Origin of the sequence: Streptomyces flavotricini (assembly GCF_020639365.1) — a bacterium.
GTDB classification, from domain to species: domain Bacteria; phylum Actinomycetota; class Actinomycetes; order Streptomycetales; family Streptomycetaceae; genus Streptomyces; species Streptomyces flavotricini.
Window position 1 is genome coordinate 5852726 of the sequence record NZ_JAINUL010000001.1, and the last position, 15635, is coordinate 5868360.

General features: G+C 73.0%; 13 protein-coding genes, 2 tRNA genes and 1 pseudogene. 15 read left to right on the plus strand and 1 reads right to left on the minus strand.

Annotation, left to right across the window (positions count from 1 at the left end):
• Nucleotides 1-47 precede the first annotated feature (47 nt).
• The 14 genes and pseudogenes from K7B10_RS26605 to K7B10_RS26670 all read left to right on the plus strand — a co-directional run bounded on the left by K7B10_RS26605 (nt 48) and on the right by K7B10_RS26670 (nt 14164).
• Nucleotides 48-215 (plus strand): hypothetical protein, encoded by a 168-nt coding sequence (locus K7B10_RS26605; RefSeq protein ID WP_037836848.1) that lies wholly within the window; start codon nt 48-50, stop codon nt 213-215.
• 68 nt (nt 216-283) lie between these two features.
• Nucleotides 284-901: a nicotinate-nucleotide adenylyltransferase gene (nadD, locus tag K7B10_RS26610; protein ID WP_030862415.1), complete on the plus strand. Its 618-nt coding sequence runs from the start codon at nt 284-286 to the stop codon at nt 899-901.
• A gap of 24 nt (nt 902-925) precedes the next feature.
• The gene (locus K7B10_RS26615) at nt 926-2638 is read left to right on the plus strand and encodes an LCP family protein (protein WP_229339781.1); all 1713 of its coding nucleotides are present in this window, start codon (nt 926-928) and stop codon (nt 2636-2638) included.
• A gap of 130 nt (nt 2639-2768) precedes the next feature.
• A complete protein-coding gene (gene rsfS, locus K7B10_RS26620; protein WP_030159316.1) occupies nt 2769-3215 on the plus strand; it encodes a ribosome silencing factor in 447 nt (148 codons plus the stop codon).
• A complete protein-coding gene (locus K7B10_RS26625) occupies nt 3212-3868 on the plus strand; it encodes a histidine phosphatase family protein (RefSeq protein ID WP_229345431.1) in 657 nt (218 codons plus the stop codon). The genes rsfS and K7B10_RS26625 overlap by 4 nt, the downstream gene beginning before the upstream one ends.
• A gap of 112 nt (nt 3869-3980) precedes the next feature.
• Nucleotides 3981-4053, plus strand: a tRNA-Ala gene (locus K7B10_RS26630).
• A gap of 144 nt (nt 4054-4197) precedes the next feature.
• Complete coding sequence (locus K7B10_RS26635) at nt 4198-4431, plus strand: hypothetical protein (protein WP_008738908.1); 234 nt, start codon at nt 4198-4200, stop codon at nt 4429-4431.
• Nucleotides 4432-4600: 169 nt separating this feature from the next.
• Nucleotides 4601-4673, plus strand: a tRNA-Ala gene (locus tag K7B10_RS26640).
• 248 nt (nt 4674-4921) lie between these two features.
• Nucleotides 4922-7792, plus strand: a complete 2871-nt coding sequence (gene leuS / locus K7B10_RS26645) for a leucine--tRNA ligase (protein ID WP_229339784.1) — start codon at nt 4922-4924, stop codon at nt 7790-7792.
• Nucleotides 7793-7951: 159 nt separating this feature from the next.
• Complete coding sequence (locus K7B10_RS26650; protein ID WP_229339786.1) at nt 7952-8695, plus strand: hypothetical protein; 744 nt, start codon at nt 7952-7954, stop codon at nt 8693-8695.
• A gap of 100 nt (nt 8696-8795) precedes the next feature.
• Nucleotides 8796-9641: a DegV family protein gene (locus K7B10_RS26655; RefSeq protein WP_229339788.1), complete on the plus strand. Its 846-nt coding sequence runs from the start codon at nt 8796-8798 to the stop codon at nt 9639-9641.
• 365 nt (nt 9642-10006) lie between these two features.
• Nucleotides 10007-10777 carry a ComEA family DNA-binding protein gene (locus K7B10_RS26660; protein ID WP_308284639.1) on the plus strand — a complete coding sequence of 257 codons (771 nt, stop codon included), beginning with the start codon at nt 10007-10009 and terminating at the stop codon, nt 10775-10777.
• Nucleotides 10774-13146, plus strand: a pseudogene (locus K7B10_RS26665) (ComEC/Rec2 family competence protein); the annotation flags it as partial. The gene K7B10_RS26660 and the pseudogene K7B10_RS26665, both read left to right, overlap by 4 nt.
• A gap of 136 nt (nt 13147-13282) precedes the next feature.
• Nucleotides 13283-14164, plus strand: a complete 882-nt coding sequence (locus K7B10_RS26670) for a YceI family protein (protein ID WP_372481467.1) — start codon at nt 13283-13285, stop codon at nt 14162-14164.
• A gap of 41 nt (nt 14165-14205) precedes the next feature.
• On the opposite strand, the gene K7B10_RS26675 is transcribed toward K7B10_RS26670, so the two are convergent.
• Nucleotides 14206-14448, minus strand: coding sequence for a hypothetical protein (locus K7B10_RS26675; protein ID WP_037635347.1), 243 nt, complete (start codon nt 14446-14448; stop codon nt 14206-14208).
• 76 nt (nt 14449-14524) lie between these two features.
• Between K7B10_RS26675 and holA the strand changes: the two genes are divergently transcribed.
• Nucleotides 14525-15517, plus strand: a complete 993-nt coding sequence (gene holA / locus K7B10_RS26680) for a DNA polymerase III subunit delta (protein WP_229339794.1) — start codon at nt 14525-14527, stop codon at nt 15515-15517.
• Nucleotides 15518-15635 lie beyond the last annotated feature (118 nt).

The following is a 15635-nucleotide window of genomic DNA, read 5'->3' on the forward strand; positions in this document are numbered from 1 at the left end:
GTGAGCGAAGTCTCCGCCCGCTCCCCGACTCGATAGGTATCTGCCTGATGAGCCTCTCCTCCACCGCCCACAACCTGGTCGTTCTCGCGTCGGAGGGCGCCGAGCAGCACGGCGGCAACCACGACAGCCTGAACCCGTACCTGACCGGCGGCGGCGCGCTGTTCATCCTGCTCCTGATGCTCTGGGTGACCACGCGCCTGAACCGCGACCGCTGAACCGGCCGTCGCGCACGCGCGCGATCGCGGGTCCGCGCCGCTCCGCCGGGCCAGTAGGCTCTGCGCTCATGGGAGAGCAGGAGATGCCTACCGGCCCGGTCAAGCGCCGGCTCGGCGTGATGGGCGGGACATTCGACCCGATCCACCACGGACACCTGGTGGCCGCCAGTGAAGTGGCCGCCCTGTTCCACCTCGACGAGGTGGTGTTCGTACCGACCGGCCAGCCGTGGCAGAAGTCGCAGCGCGCCGTGTCCCCCGCCGAGGACCGCTATCTGATGACGGTTATCGCGACGGCCTCGAACCCCCAGTTCTCGGTGAGCCGCATCGACATCGACCGCGGCGGGCCGACGTACACCATCGACACCCTGCGTGATCTGAGCGCCCTCAACGAAGACGCCGACCTCTTCTTCATCACCGGTGCCGACGCCCTCGCCCAGATCCTGACCTGGCGCAACGCCGACGAGCTCTTCTCGCTCGCCCACTTCATCGGCGTCACCCGGCCGGGCCACGTGCTCACCGACGACGGGCTCCCCGAGGACGGCGTCTCCCTGGTGCAGGTGCCCGCGCTGGCGATTTCGTCCACGGACTGCCGCACCAGGGTCGCCCAGGGCGATCCTGTCTGGTACTTGGTGCCCGACGGTGTGGTGCGCTACATCGACAAGCGTGAGCTGTACCGGGGAGCCTGAGCTTCCGGAGAGAGGGGCCCCGCGGTGAACGACCGACAGGATCCGTACGACCCGTATGCCGCCCAGGAGCAGCAGCTCATCGGCTACGACCCGTACGGGCGGCCGGTGTACGGCCAGGTGCCCGCGCAGCCCGCCCCCGGGCAGCAGTACGACCAGCAGTACGACCAGCAGTACGACCAGCAGTACGAGCAGCAGCAGTACGGCTACGACCCCCAGGGCTACGCCCGGCAGCCGCAGCAGGCGTACTACCAGCAGCAGCCGCAGCAGTCGGCCGCCCCCGAGTACGGGCAGCAGGAGTACCCGCAGGCCCCCGGCCACGGGTACGACACGCAGCAGACCCCGCAGTGGATCCCGCAGCAGGCCGCCCCCGAGCCCCCGGCTCCCGCCCCGGCTCCCGCCCCCGCGGCCGAGCCGGAGCCGCCGCGCCCCGACCGCGTCCCCGAACCGCGCCGGTCCGAGGGCGGGCCGTCCGACCCGGACTACCGCACCGAGCAGTTCGCCTTCATCGACCAGCCGGACGAGGACTCCGAGGACGTCATCGACTGGCTCAAGTTCACCGAGAGCCGGACCGAGCGCCGCGAGGAGGCCCGCCGCCGCGGCCGCAACCGGGTCGTCGCCCTGATCGTCGTCCTCGCCCTCTTCGTCGTCGCGGGCGTCGGCTACCTCTGGTACGCGGGCAAGCTGCCGTTCCTCGACGGCCCCGGCCAGAAGAAGGGCGCGGCGGCCGCCGCCGGACCGCAGAAGCGCGACATGATCGTCGTCCACCTGCACAACACCAAGAAGGGCGGCACCACCACGGCGCTGCTCGTCGACAACGTCACCACCGGGAAGGGCGCCACCGTCCTGCTGCCGAACACGCTGGGCGTCGCGAAGGACGACGGCACCGGCACGGCCCTCGGCAAGGCGGTCGAAGAGGGAGGCGTGGGCGTCAAGGACTCCCTCGACTCGGTGCTCGGCACCCACATCGGCGGCACCTGGCGTCTGGACACCCCCTTCCTGGAGAACCTGGTCGAGCTGGTCGGCGGCATCGACACCGACACCGACGTCGCGGTCCCGGCCGACGACGCCGCCAAGATCCCGGCCGTGGGGCAGGGGCCGAAGCAGCACCTCAGCGGTGCGATGGCCGTCGCGTACGCCACGTACCGCGGCCAGGGCGAGCCGGAGGCCAAGCAGTTGGACCGGCTCGGCAAGGTGCTCTACGGAGTGCTGCGCAAGGTCCCCGGAGACGCGAAGTCGGCGACCGTCACCGTCGAGAGCATGGGCCAGATCCTCGACCCCTCCCTGAACGCCCAGGCCCTCGGCGCCCTGCTGGCCAGGCTCGGCGAGCACGCCAAGGAGGGCGCGTACCGCACGGACGTCCTCGCGGTGAAGCCCGACGGCACGCTCACCGACGACGCCAACAAGAACGTCGTCAAGGAGGTGCTCGGCGGCAGCTTCAGTGCGGCCCAGGCCGGCACCGCACCGCGCGTCGGCCTCAAGGACGCCACCGGCGACGAGAAGACGCAGGTCGCGGCGAAGGCGGCGCTGCTGAACGGCGGCTACACCTTCGTGGACGGCGGCAAGGCCGACAAGACCCAGCCCGCCACGCAGATCACGTACCAGGACGACGCGCAGCGGGCCAAGGCGGTCGACGTGGCCAAGACGCTGGGTCTGGCGGAGACCGCGGTGAAGAAGGGCGAGAACACCGTGAACGCCGACATCGTGGTGACCCTGGGCAAGGACTACAAACCGTCCTGACCAGGCCTTGGACCGGGCCTGACCAGGCCCTCGGGCGATGCCCCGGCCGCGCGGGACGCTGCGCGCGGGCGGGGTCGGCGGTACATGAGACCCTTGTATGGATCTGCCCGCCAACCCGAAAGCATGGCCAGTGACCGCCACGGACCGCTCCATCGAGCTCATCACCGCCGCCGCCCAGGCCGCGGCCGACCGGCTCGCGCACGACATCATCGCGTACGACGTCAGCGACGTGCTGTCGATCACCGACGCCTTCCTGCTCGCCTCGGCGCCCAACGACCGCCAGGTCAAGTCGATCGTCGACGAGATCGAGGAGCGCCTGCTCAAGGAGCTCGGCGCCAAGCCGGTGCGCCGCGAGGGCGACCGCGACGCCCGCTGGATCCTGCTCGACTACATCGACATCGTCGTCCACGTGCAGCACAGCGAGGAGCGGGTCTTCTACGCGCTGGAGCGCCTGTGGAAGGACTGCCCCGAGATCGAGCTGCCCGAGGACGCCAAGCTCACCAAGGGCAAGGCGGAGGAGCACGCCAAGCTGCGCGAGGCGGCGGGCGACGAGGACCTGGACGGTGATCTGTTCTGAGCGCGACCCCCACCCGCACGACGGGCCGGAAGATCGTTCTCTGGCGGCACGGCCAGACCTCGTGGAACCTGGAGCGCCGCTTCCAGGGCTCCACGAACATCGAGCTGACCGAGACGGGTGTGGCGCAGGCGCGCCGCGCCGCCCGGCTGCTCGCCTCCCTGAAGCCGGCCGCCATCCTGGCCTCGGACCTGCGGCGGGCCTCCGCCACGGCCGCCGAGCTGGCCGCCGTCACGGGCCTGCCCGTGACGCACGACGCCGCGCTGCGCGAGACGTACGCCGGTGAGTGGCAGGGCCTCACGCACGAAGAGATCATCGAGAAGTACGGCGAGCAGTACGCGGCGTGGAAGCGCGGCGAGCCCGTCCGCCGCGGCGGCGGCGAGCTGGAGACCGAGGTCGCCGACCGGGCGGCGCCGGTGGTGCTCGAGCACGCCGACCGGCTGCCGGACGGCGGCACGCTCGTCGTGGTCAGCCACGGCGGCACCATCCGTACGACGATCGGCCGGCTGCTGGGCCTGAACGCGTACGACTGGGAGGGCCTGGGCGGGCTCTCCAACTGCTGCTGGTCCGTCCTCGGCGAGGGCGCGCGCGGCTGGCGTCTGATGGAGCACAACGCCGGCACGCTGCCGGAACCGGTGCTCGGCGACGACGACTGAGCCCGCCTGAGGGCGGCTCCCACCCGGATTTCACTTTCCGGCTGGTCACAGGCTAGAGTTCTTCTTGTTCGCAGCGCGGAACACCGGAAACGGGGGGAGCGCGGCGGAGAGCGGGGCTATAGCTCAGTTGGTAGAGCGCCTGCATGGCATGCAGGAGGTCAGGAGTTCAATTCTCCTTAGCTCCACAATCAGGATCCCGTCCCCAACAGGGGGCGGGATCCTTCCGTTTGTTCCTTCGGTGCCTGCTGACCTGCCCCGTACCCGCGTGGCAGAATCGGGACCGCCGGAGGGGGAGTCGACGGCCCGACGTGGGAGGGAGTCGCTGACGGATGGGTGCACACCGGCGGCGGTGCGACTGGTGCAACAACGGCACGCCGATCGTGCGGGACATGGACCCGGTCAACCCCGACTACCAGTACTGGTGCGAGGAATGTGCGCGGGCGCTGATCATAAAAGGCGACCCGATCGAGACGTACCGCGAGCTGGAGGGGGAGCCGATCTACGGCCGACTGCTCGACGAGCACTGCACGCTCAAGCGGTTCTACCAGTTCGCGAGAGCGTAGCGACCGGCTCCGGGGTGCGGAGCCGCCGCGCGCACATGGGATGAAACGGGCAAAGTCGAGCGCCCGGAAACCGATTTTTGGACCTGGGCCATGACCGTGTAATGTTCTCGATGTCGCCAGGGGGAACCGGCAAGGGAAACCGAGCAGGGGCCCGGCGGCAGAGAAACAAGGGGCTATAGCTCAGTTGGTAGAGCGCCTGCATGGCATGCAGGAGGTCAGGAGTTCAATTCTCCTTAGCTCCACAGTGAAGAAGCGGGCCACCCGATCCGGGTGGCCCGCTTCTCGTTGTGCGGAACGGTCGAGCGGCCGCCGGACCCGCTGCGGTACCCTGGCGCCATGCGTGCCGTACGCCTTCTGCTTACCGAGCCGCGCTGATCAGTGCCGACCCTCCGAGACGGTCGGCATCGGCGCGGCGTCCCCTCCTGTGCGAGGGGTTTTTTCGTTTGGGCAGGCAGAGACGGCAGAGACGATCGATGGAGCTTCAGGAATCATGAGCGAGACGAACACCCCGGCCCCCGAGGCGGCCGAGGCGCACCGTTACACGGCTGCCATGGCCGCCGACATCGAGGCACGCTGGCAGGACGTATGGGACGCGCAGGGCACCTACGAGGCCCCGAACCCGGCCGGTGACCTGGCGGGTGACGCGGCGGTCGTCGCGCGCCCCAAGAAGTTCATCATGGACATGTTCCCGTACCCGTCCGGTGCGGGCCTGCACGTCGGCCACCCGCTGGGCTACATCGCCACCGACGTCTTCGCCCGCCACCAGCGGATGAGCGGCCACAACGTCCTGCACACCCTGGGCTTCGACGCGTTCGGCCTGCCGGCCGAGCAGTACGCCGTGCAGACCGGCACGCACCCGCGCGTCTCCACCGAGGCGAACATCGAGAACATGAAGGTCCAGCTGCGCCGGCTGGGCCTGGGCCACGACAAGCGCCGCTCGTTCGCGACGATCGACCCGGACTACTACAAGTGGACCCAGTGGATCTTCCTGCAGATCTACAACTCCTGGTACGACGCCGACGCGGCCAAGGCCCGTCCGATCGCCGAGCTGGTCGCCGCCTTCGAGGACGGCTCCCGTGAGGTCCCCGGGGGCCGTTCCTGGGCCGGGCTGACCGCGGGCGAGCGGGCCGACGTGCTCAACGAGCACCGGCTGGCGTACGCCTCGGACGCGCCCGTCAACTGGTGCCCCGGGCTGGGCACCGTACTGGCCAACGAGGAGGTCACCGCGGACGGCCGCTCCGAGCGCGGCAACTTCCCGGTCTTCAAGTCCAAGCTGAGCCAGTGGAACATGCGGATCACCGCCTACGCGGACCGCCTGATCGACGACCTGGACGCGCTGGACTGGCCCGAGGCCATCAAGCTGCAGCAGCGCAACTGGATCGGCCGCAGCGAGGGCGCGCGCGTCGACTTCGCGGTCGGCGACGACGCCATCACGGTGTTCACCACGCGCCCCGACACCCTGTTCGGCGCCACCTACATGGTCCTGGCTCCCGAGCACGCGCTGGTCGAGAAGATCGTCCCGGCCGAGTGGCCCGAGGGCACGCACCAGCTGTGGACCGGCGGCTCCGCGACCCCCGGCGAGGCCGTGGACGCGTACCGCAAGCAGGCCGCCGCGAAGTCGGACGTCGAGCGCCAGGCCGAGGCCAAGGACAAGACCGGTGTCTTCACCGGCGCGTACGCGGTCAACCCGGTCAGCGGCGACCTGGTCCCCGTCTTCATCGCGGACTACGTGCTGATGGGCTACGGCACCGGCGCGATCATGGCCGTCCCGGCGCACGACAGCCGCGACTTCGAGTTCGCGCGCGCCTTCGAGCTGCCGATGCGCTGCGTCGTGGAGCCCTCGGACGACCGCGACGCCGACCCGGCGGAGTGGGAGGACGCGTTCTCCTCGTACGACGGCACCATCGTGAACTCGACCGGTGAGGGCGTCTCCCTGGACGGCCTGGGCGTCGTCGAGGCGAAGGCCGCCATCACGGCCTGGCTGGCCGAGCGGGGCATCGGCGAGGGGACCGTCAACTTCCGGCTGCGCGACTGGCTGTTCAGCCGCCAGCGCTACTGGGGCGAGCCCTTCCCGATCGTCTACGACGAGGACGGCGTCGCGCACCCGCTGCCCGCCTCGATGCTGCCGCTGGAACTGCCCGAGGTCGAGGACTACTCGCCGCGCACCTTCGAGCCGGACGACGCCGCCTCGAAGCCGGAGACGCCGCTGTCGCGCAACGAAGAGTGGGTCAACGTCGAGCTGGACCTGGGCGACGGGCGCGGGGTGCGCTCCTACCGGCGCGAGACCAACACCATGCCCAACTGGGCCGGTTCCTGCTGGTACGAGCTGCGCTACCTGGACCCGAACAACGCGTCGGCGCTGGTCGACCCGGAGATCGAGCAGTACTGGATGGGTCCGCGCGAGGGCGCGCCGCACGGCGGCGTCGACCTGTACGTGGGCGGCGCCGAGCACGCGGTGCTGCACCTGCTGTACGCGCGCTTCTGGTCCAAGGTGCTCTTCGACCTGGGCCACGTGTCCTCGGCCGAGCCGTTCCACAAGCTGTTCAACCAGGGCATGATCCAGGCGTACGCCTACACCGACGCGCGCGGTGTGTACGTCCCGGCGGCCGAGGTCGAGGAGCGCGACGGCGGTTACTTCTTCCAGGGCGAGCCGGTCAAGCGCGAGCACGGCAAGATGGGCAAGTCCCTGAAGAACGCCGTCACGCCGGACGAGATCTGCGAGGAGTACGGCGCCGACACCCTGCGCCTGTACGAGATGGCGATGGGCCCGCTGGACGTCTCCCGTCCGTGGGACACCCGTGCCGTGGTGGGCCAGTACCGGCTGCTGCAGCGCCTGTGGCGCAACATCGTGGACGAGGAGTCCGGCGCGGTCACCGTCGTGGACGGCGAGCCGGGCGAGGACACCCTGCGCGCGCTGCACAAGGCGATCGACGGCGCGGGCGCGGACATGGCGGGGCTGCGCTTCAACACGGCCATCGCGAAGATCACCGAGCTGAACAACTTCCTGACGAAGGCCGGCCGCCCGCTGGAGCGCTCGGTCGCGGAGCGGCTGGTCCTGCTGATCGCCCCGCTGGCCCCGCACATCGCGGAGGAGCTGTGGCACCGCCTGGGCCACACCGACTCGGTGGTCCACCAGGACTTCCCGGTCGCGGACCCGGCGTACGTCGTGGACGAGAGCGTCACCTGCGTCGTGCAGATCAAGGGCAAGGTCAAGGCGCGCCTGGAGGTGCCGCCGGCGATCTCCGAGGGTGACCTGGAGCGGCTGGCGCTGGCCGACGAGGCGGTCGTGGCGGCACTGGGCGGGGCCGAGATCCGCAAGGTGATCGTGCGCGCTCCGAAGCTGGTGAACATCGTCGTGTGACGTGTGACGTGTGACGTGTGACGTGTGACGTGTGACCTCGGTGACCAATGGTCTAGGGGTTGTCCCGTACGGGCAGGTTGGGGGTTCGATGGGAACCCCCGACCTGCCCGCGGCGTTTACGGTGGAGGGGACGGAGACGGCAGGGGAAGGGAGCCTCTCATGGAGGCCGGCGCGTTGATCATCATCTTTGCCCTGTTGGTGCTGTTCGCCTTCCTGGGACTGGGTGCCTGGGCCACCGTGAAGGCGGTCGGGGCGGCCAAGCGCGGCGTGGACCGCACGATCACGCAGGCCCGCCGGACCGTGGAGGACACGGCGCTGAAGGCGAAGAGCTTCGGGCAGGTGGGTGTGGCGGGGGCGCTGGCGCAGCTGAGGCTGGACCTGCGGACCTCGATGCGGGCCACGCAGCAGGCGCTCTACCAGGGGGTTCAGGCGGATGCCTCGCTGAAGGAGTCGATCGGGCTGTTCGAGCGGCTGAGCGCGCACGGGTACGAGCTGGACGACGAGCTGAAGCGGCTGGAGCAGGAGCCGGACCGGGCGCGGATCGGCGCGATGCTGCCCGAGCTGAAGGAGCGGACCGCCAAGATCACGGAGGCGGCGGATTCGCTGCGCTGGGCCGCCCGCGACCGGGCGCGGCGCTTCGCGGAGGACGAGCTGTCGGCGCTGTCGGCGCAGATCGAGGTCGAATCCGGGGCGCTGCGGGACTGGTCCCGGGAGTCGGTGGACGACCTGGCCGCGGCGGCCGCGGCCTGGGACGCACAGCAGCCGCCCGCGGGGTCCGGAGTGCGTACGGGCTCCGCCGGGTCCGCCGGGCGGGCTCCGGAGCCCCCGGCGGCCCTGAACCCCACGCCCCCGCAGACCGGCTACCCGTGGCAGAAGGCGCCGCGGCCGGAAACGACGACCTGAGCCTCGGGCGCCCGCGAGCAGCGGCGGCTCGCCACCCTTCCCGTCCCCCGGCCCGGGGTCGGGCTGCCGTCGTGCCCCCACGGGCGGTAACCTCCGGCTCATGTCCCGCCATGTCGCGATCGTCACCGATTCCACGGCCTACCTGCCCCAACCGGCCATGACGCGGCACGGAATCACCTCCGTCCCGCTGACCGTGGTCCTCGGCGACGAGGCCCTCGAAGAGGGCACCGAGATCTCGGCCCGCAGCCTCGCCCTGGCGCTGCAGAAGCGCCGCCCGGTCACCACCTCCCGGCCCAGCCCGGAGGAGTTCGTACGGGCCTACCGGGCGGCCGCGGAGGCCGGCGCGACCGGCATCGTCAGCCTGCACCTGTCCGCCGAGTTCTCCGGCACCTACGACGCCGCCGTCGTCGCCGCCAAGACGGCCCCCGTGCCCGTCCGGGTCGTCGACACCGGCATGGTCGCGATGGCCCTCGGGTTCTGCGCCCTCGCCGCCGCCGAGGTGTCCGAAGCAGGCGGTTCCGTCGACGAGGCGGTGGCCGCCGCAGAGAAGCGGGCCGCGGACATGTCCGCGTATTTCTACGTCGACACCCTCGACTACCTGCGCCGCGGCGGCCGCATCGGGGCGGCCCAGGCCCTCCTGGGGTCCGCCCTCGCCGTCAAGCCACTGCTCACCCTGCAGGGCGGGCGGATCGAGATGCTGGAGAAGGTGCGTACGGCGTCCAAGGCCATCGCCCGCCTGGAGGAGCTGGCCGTGGAGCGCGCCGGGGCGGGCAGCGTGGATGTGGCCGTACACCACCTCGCCGCGCCCGAGCGGGCCGAGAAGCTCGCGCAGCGGCTGCGCGAACGCATCCCCGGCCTGGTCGAGCTGCACGTCAGCGAGGTCGGCGCGGTGATCGGCGCGCACACCGGGCCAGGGCTGCTGGCAGCGGTCGTCTCACCCCGCTGATCACCGGAACGAGTGGCGGGGTTATCCACAGCGGCCGGGATTTCCACCGGAATTGATAACTCCGAACTGGGGTCGGGATTCGCCCCTACCGTCGTGCCATGACTCTGCGCACACGTACCTCGCCCTCCTCCGGAGCCACCAGCGGTCCCGGCCGGTCCCGTCTCTCGGACGGGAGGCTGCGCCACCGCAGGGGGCGTCCGCGTCCGCCCGGCCCCGAGCCCGCCGCGGTGCGCCGCCGGGCCGAAGCCCTGCTGGGCGGAGGTCCTGTGCCCGGGGACGGTCCTGCGCTCGGGGGCGGGCCGCCGCCCGGCGGTGGCGTGCCGCCTTCCGGGGTGGCGCCGGGTGCGGGGCCCGGGATCCGGTCCGTGGCCGATCCGCCGCCCGGCGGGACCCCCGTGGTGATCCCGCCGGGCGGAGAGGGACCGCCGTCCGGGGGAGCCGGGCTCTCCGGGGGATCCGCGCTGCGGCTCGCCGTGCGGGAGCGGCTGCCGATGTGGCTCCAGGCCCGGTGCGCGGTGCAGCCGCGCACGGTGGCGGCCGTGGGGGTGGTGCTGGCCGCCGCCGTCGCCTTCGGGGCGCAGCAGTTCTGGACCGCCCGGCCGCAGTCGGTGACCGCTCCCGCGGTGGTCGCCCCCGCGACGGCTCCGGCCCCGGAGCCGAGCCCCGGGTCCGCCACCGGTGGTGGAGGTGCCGGCGCGCGGATCGTGGTGGACGTCAGCGGCAGGGTGCGTGATCCCGGTGTACGGCGGCTGCCCGCCGGGGCGCGGGTCGAGGACGCGCTGGCCGCCGCCGGGGGAGTGCGGCCCGGTGCGGACACGAGCGGGCTCAACCGGGCCCGGGTGCTCGTCGACGGCGAGCAGCTGGTGGTCGGAGCCCCGGCGCAGTCGGCCCCGGGCGGGCCGGGGTCCGGCGCCGGCCAGGGCGCCGGTGGCGGTGGCGCCGGCGGGCCGCTGAGCCTCGGCACGGCCACCGTGGAGCAGCTCGACGGCCTGCCGGGGGTCGGCCCGGTGCTGGCGCGGCACATCGTGGAGTTCCGGACCGCCCGCGGCGGCTTCCGCTCGGTGGAGGAGCTCCGGCAGGTCGACGGCATCGGCGAGCGGCGCTTCGCCGATCTGCGCAAGCTGGTCCGGCCGTGAAGGGCCCCGGGGAGCCGGGCCCGGTGGATCTGCGCCTGGTCGTACCGGCGCTGGCCGCCTGGGCGGCGGCCGCCCTCGCCCTCGACGCACCGGCCGGCCGGACCGCCGTCGGGGCCGGGCTCGGAGTCCTCGGCGCGGGGCTGCTGCTCCTGGCCGCCTGCCGCCGTCCCGAGTCGCTGTGGCGGATCGGCCCGGCCGCGGCCGCCGCCCTGCTCTGCGCGGCCGCGGGGGCCGGGGTGGCGGGCCTGCAGCGGGCCGAGGCGCGGGCCGGGCCCGTCGTGGGGCTCGCGGGGGAGCACGCCCGGGTCCTGGCCGAGCTCACCGTCGGCTCCGATCCGCGGGCGGCCCGCGGCGGGAGCGGGCCGCCCGCGGTGGTCCTGGACGCGGTGCTGACCCGGGTGACCGGGCCCGACGGCACGCAGACCCGGGTCGAGACCCCCGTAAGGGTGCTGGCCGGCCATCCGGGGTGGGCCCGGCTGCAGCCCTCCACCCGGGTCGCGGTCGTCGCCCGGCTGGCACCGGGGCGGGCCGGGGAGCGGGCCGTGGCGCTGCTGCGCCCCGCGGGGGACACCCCGCCGCGGGTGACCGGCGGGCCCGACACCGTCCAGCGGATCGCCGGGAGTCTGCGGGCGGGGCTGCGCGAGGCCACCGAGGGACTCGCCCCGGACGCCCGGGCCCTGCTGCCGGGGCTGGTCGTCGGGGACACCTCCCGGGTGCCGCCCGAGCTCGACGGGGCGTTCCGGGCCACCGACCTGCTGCACCTGCTGGCCGTGTCCGGGTCCAACCTGACCGTGGTGCTGTTCCTGCTCATCGGCCCGCCCGCCGCCGCGCAGCGGGCCGAGCGGGGAGGCCTGGCGCCCCGCCTCGGGCTGTCCCTGCGGGCGACGGCCCTGTGCGGGGCGGCGCTGACCTCCGCCTTCGTGGTGGTGTGCCGGCCGGAGCCGAGCGTGCTGCGGGCCGCTGCCTGCGGGGCGATCACCCTGCTGGCCATCGCCACCGGGCGGCGCAGGTCCCTGATCCCCGCGCTGGCGGCCGCCGTCCTGCTGCTGGTCCTCCACGATCCGTGGCTCGCCCGCAGCCCCGGCTTCCTGCTCTCGGTCCTGGCCACGGGGTCCCTGCTGACACTCGGCCCGCGCTGGAGCGAAGCGTTGCGCAGGCGCGGGACGCGGCCCCGGCTCGCCGAGGCGCTCGGGGCCGCCGCGGCCGCCCAGGCGGTGTGCGCGCCGGTGGTCGCCGTGCTCTCGGCCCGGGTGAGCCTGGTGGCGGTGCCCTGCAATCTGCTCGCCGAGCTCGCTGCGGGCCCGGCCACCGTGCTCGGCTTCGCGACGCTCGCGGCGGCGCCGGTGTGCATGCCCGTCGCCGAGCTGCTCGCCCGGTGCGCCGGGGTGCCGGCCGGTTGGATCGCCGGCGTGGCCCGCACCGGGGCGCGGCTGCCGGGCGCGGAGCTGGCCTGGCCGGGCGGGCTCACCGGGGGGCTGCTGCTGGCCGCCGCCACCTTGGCCGTCGTGGGGCTCGGCGCGCGGATCAGGCACCGGCCGTGGGTGTGCACCGCGCTGGCCGTGCTGCTGCTCCTGGCCGTACTGCGGCCGCCGCAGCTGACCCGTACGCTCACCCGCTGGCCGCCGCCCGACTGGAGCTACGTGCAGTGCGCGGTGGGGCAGGGCGACGCGGCCGTACTCGCCGTGGGCCCGGGCACGGCCGTCGTGGTGGACGCCGGTCCGCAGGCGGCCCCGGTGGACGAGTGCCTGCGCGCCCTGGGAGTGAGCCGGGTACCGCTGCTCCTGCTGACGCACTTTCACGCCGACCACGTCGGCGGCTTGTCCGGGGTGCTGCGGGGCCGGTCCGTGGGTGTGATTCAGACCACCACGCTGGAGGAGCCGGCCGCCCAGGCCGAGTTCGTCCGGCGGACCGCGGCGGCCGCGCGCGTACCCGTCGTGGCGGCCGCGGCGGGCGAGCGGCGGCGGGCCGGGCCGCTGGAGTGGCAGGTGCTGTGGCCCTCGCCCGAGGGGCCGCGCCCGGAGGGGCCCAACGACGCCAGCGTCGCGCTGCTGGTCCGCAGTGCGGGTCTGACCCTCCTGCTGCTCGGAGATCTCGAACCGCCTTCGCAGGAAGCCCTTTTGAGGGCGCGCCCGGACCTGGGTCCGGTCGATGTCCTCAAGGTCGCCCACCACGGTTCCGCCCACCAGGACCCCGGCCTCCAGGGCCGGATCCGGCCCCGGCTCGCGCTCGTCCCGGTCGGCGAGGGCAACAGCTACGGGCACCCGGCACCGGGCACGCTCGCACGGCTGCGGGCCATGGGTGCGACGGTGCTGCGCACCGATACCGACGGTTCGATCGCCGTGGCCGGGAGCGGTCCGGGGATGCGGGCGTTCCCCTCGCGCAGGCGGCGGCGCCGACACGGGCATACCGGACACCGCCTTTCCGTTTGCCCGCAACCCGACAGCATGATCGAATGCGTCTTCGCCAGAGCGGTACAAGTCCACACAGCACGGGGGTGCATCAACCATGTTCGGTCGCAGAAGGGGGATGGAGACGGCCGGAAGCGCCGGTCAGGACACATCCGCGACACTGACGCTGCCTCATACGGCGCGGCTGCTCAGCTGTCGTGTCCTCGACACGGTCCACCAGCCGGTCAGACAGGCCAGGTTCGAAGTGACCGACCCCATCGGGCGGCGCATCGTCAGCGGCGAGACCGATCCGTACGGCGGGTTCACCGCGGCCGTGCCGGAGGGCCAGTACCGGCTCACCGTCACCGCCGAGGGCTACGCGCCGTTCCACGGGGCGACGCTGGTGGGGGACCCGGCGCAGCCCGGCACGGGGGAGATCGTGCTCGACGCCGTGGAGCCGCCGCTGCTCCCCGCGCCCGGGCACTGGGAGATCGACCCGACGCATTCCTCCATCGGCTTCATCGCCCAGCACATCGGCTTCGCCCGGATCCGCGGCCGGTTCAACACCTTTGCCGGTGCGGTGCGGATAGCCGACCGCATGGAGGACTCCTCCATGCACGTGATCATCGACGCGGCGAGCATCGACACCGGCGTGCGGATGCGGGACGACCACCTGCGGTCCGCCGACTTCCTGGACGCGGCCCGGTACCCGACGGTCGAGTTCTACAGCGAGCGGTTCATCCACCGCAGCGGCAGCCGCTGGGCCGTCGCGGGCGCCCTGACCCTGCACGGGGCCAGCCGCTCGGTGACCCTGGACACCGAGTACCTGGGTCTGGGCACCGGGTTGGAGGGCGAGCCGCGCGCGGCCTGCCGGGCGACCGCGGATCTGCACCGCGAGGACTTCAGCCTCAACTGGCAGTCCGTGCTGGCCCAGGGGATAGCGGCGATCGGTTCGAGCGTGGAAGTGGTGCTGGACGTCCAGATCGTGCACAAGGCCTAGGCACGCGCGCCCTGGCAGCGGCCCGCGGGGGGTCGGCGGGGCTACGGGGTCTCCAGCCATCCCTCGTACTCGGCGGCGAGGCCGTCTAGCACCGTGGCGTCGAGCCGTTCCTGCGGGTCCTCGACGACCACGAGCCACTGGGCGTCCTCGGCGTCGTCCTCGCCGGCGAGGGCGTCGCGGAACAGCTGCGGCTCCTCGGGGAGGCCGAAGCGGTCCACGGCCTCCTGGGCCACCTCCTCGGCGGCGTCGCGGTCGGGCAGCACCAGTACATGTCGCACGTTCACCGGGCCATTCTCGGGGATGCGGCGGGGGAGGCCGCGGTGCGGGGGGCTGTCAGTGCGGCGTGGGATGCTGGACGCGATGGCCACCAGGAAGAACTCCACCGACGATCCGCTCGCCCCGCTCACCCTCGCGGTGGGGCAGGAGGACCTGCTGCTCGACCGCGCCGTACGGGAGGTGGTGGCGGCCGCCCGGGCCGCCGACGCCGATACGGACGTGCGCGACCTCGCACCGGAGCAGCTCCAGCCCGGCACGCTCGCCGAGCTCACCAGTCCCTCGCTCTTCTCCGAGCGCAAGGTGCTGGTCGTACGCAATGCGCAGGACCTCTCCGCGGACACGGTCAAGGAGGTCAAGGCGTACCTCGCGGCGCCGTTCGAGGAGATCATCCTCGTGCTCCTCCACGCGGGCGGGGTCAAGGGCAAGGGGCTGCTGGACGCGGCCCGCAAGGCCGGAGCCCGGGAGATCGCCTGCCCCAAGATGACGAAGGCCGCGGACCGGCTGGCGTTCGTGCGGGGCGAGTTCCGGACGCTGGGCCGGTCGGCGACCCCGGAGGCGTGCCAGACGCTGGTCGACGCGATCGGGAGCGATCTGCGGGAGCTCGCGAGCGCTGCCGCGCAGCTGTGCGCGGACGTCGAGGGCACGATCGACGAGTCCGTGGTCGGCCGCTATTACACGGGCCGGGCCGAGGCCTCCAGCTTCACGGTGGCCGACCGGGCGGTCGAGGGCCGGGCGGCGGAAGCCCTCGAAGCCCTGCGGTGGTCGCTGTCCACGGGGGTGGCGCCGGTGCTGATCACCAGTGCGCTCGCGCAGGCGGTGCGGGCCATCGGCAAGCTGGCCTCCGCCCCGCGCGGCGCCCGCCCGGGCGACCTCGCCCGGGACCTGGGGATGCCGCCCTGGAAGATCGACAGGGTCCGCCAGCAGATGCGGGGCTGGTCGGCGGACGGCGTCGCGGACGCCCTGCGCGCCGTGGCCGCGGCCGACGCCGGCGTCAAGGGTGGCGGCGACGATCCGGAGTACGCCCTGGAGAAGGCGGTCGTGGCCGTGGCCCGGGCGGCCCGCCCCCAGCGCCGCTGACCGGTCTGCCGGTCTGCCGGTCTGCCGTCCGGCAGACCGGCAGACCGGGCAAGGCGAAGGCCCCGGGGGCCGCCCTGGGGAAGGGGGGCTCTCGGGGCCTTCGTTACTTCTTGTTGCG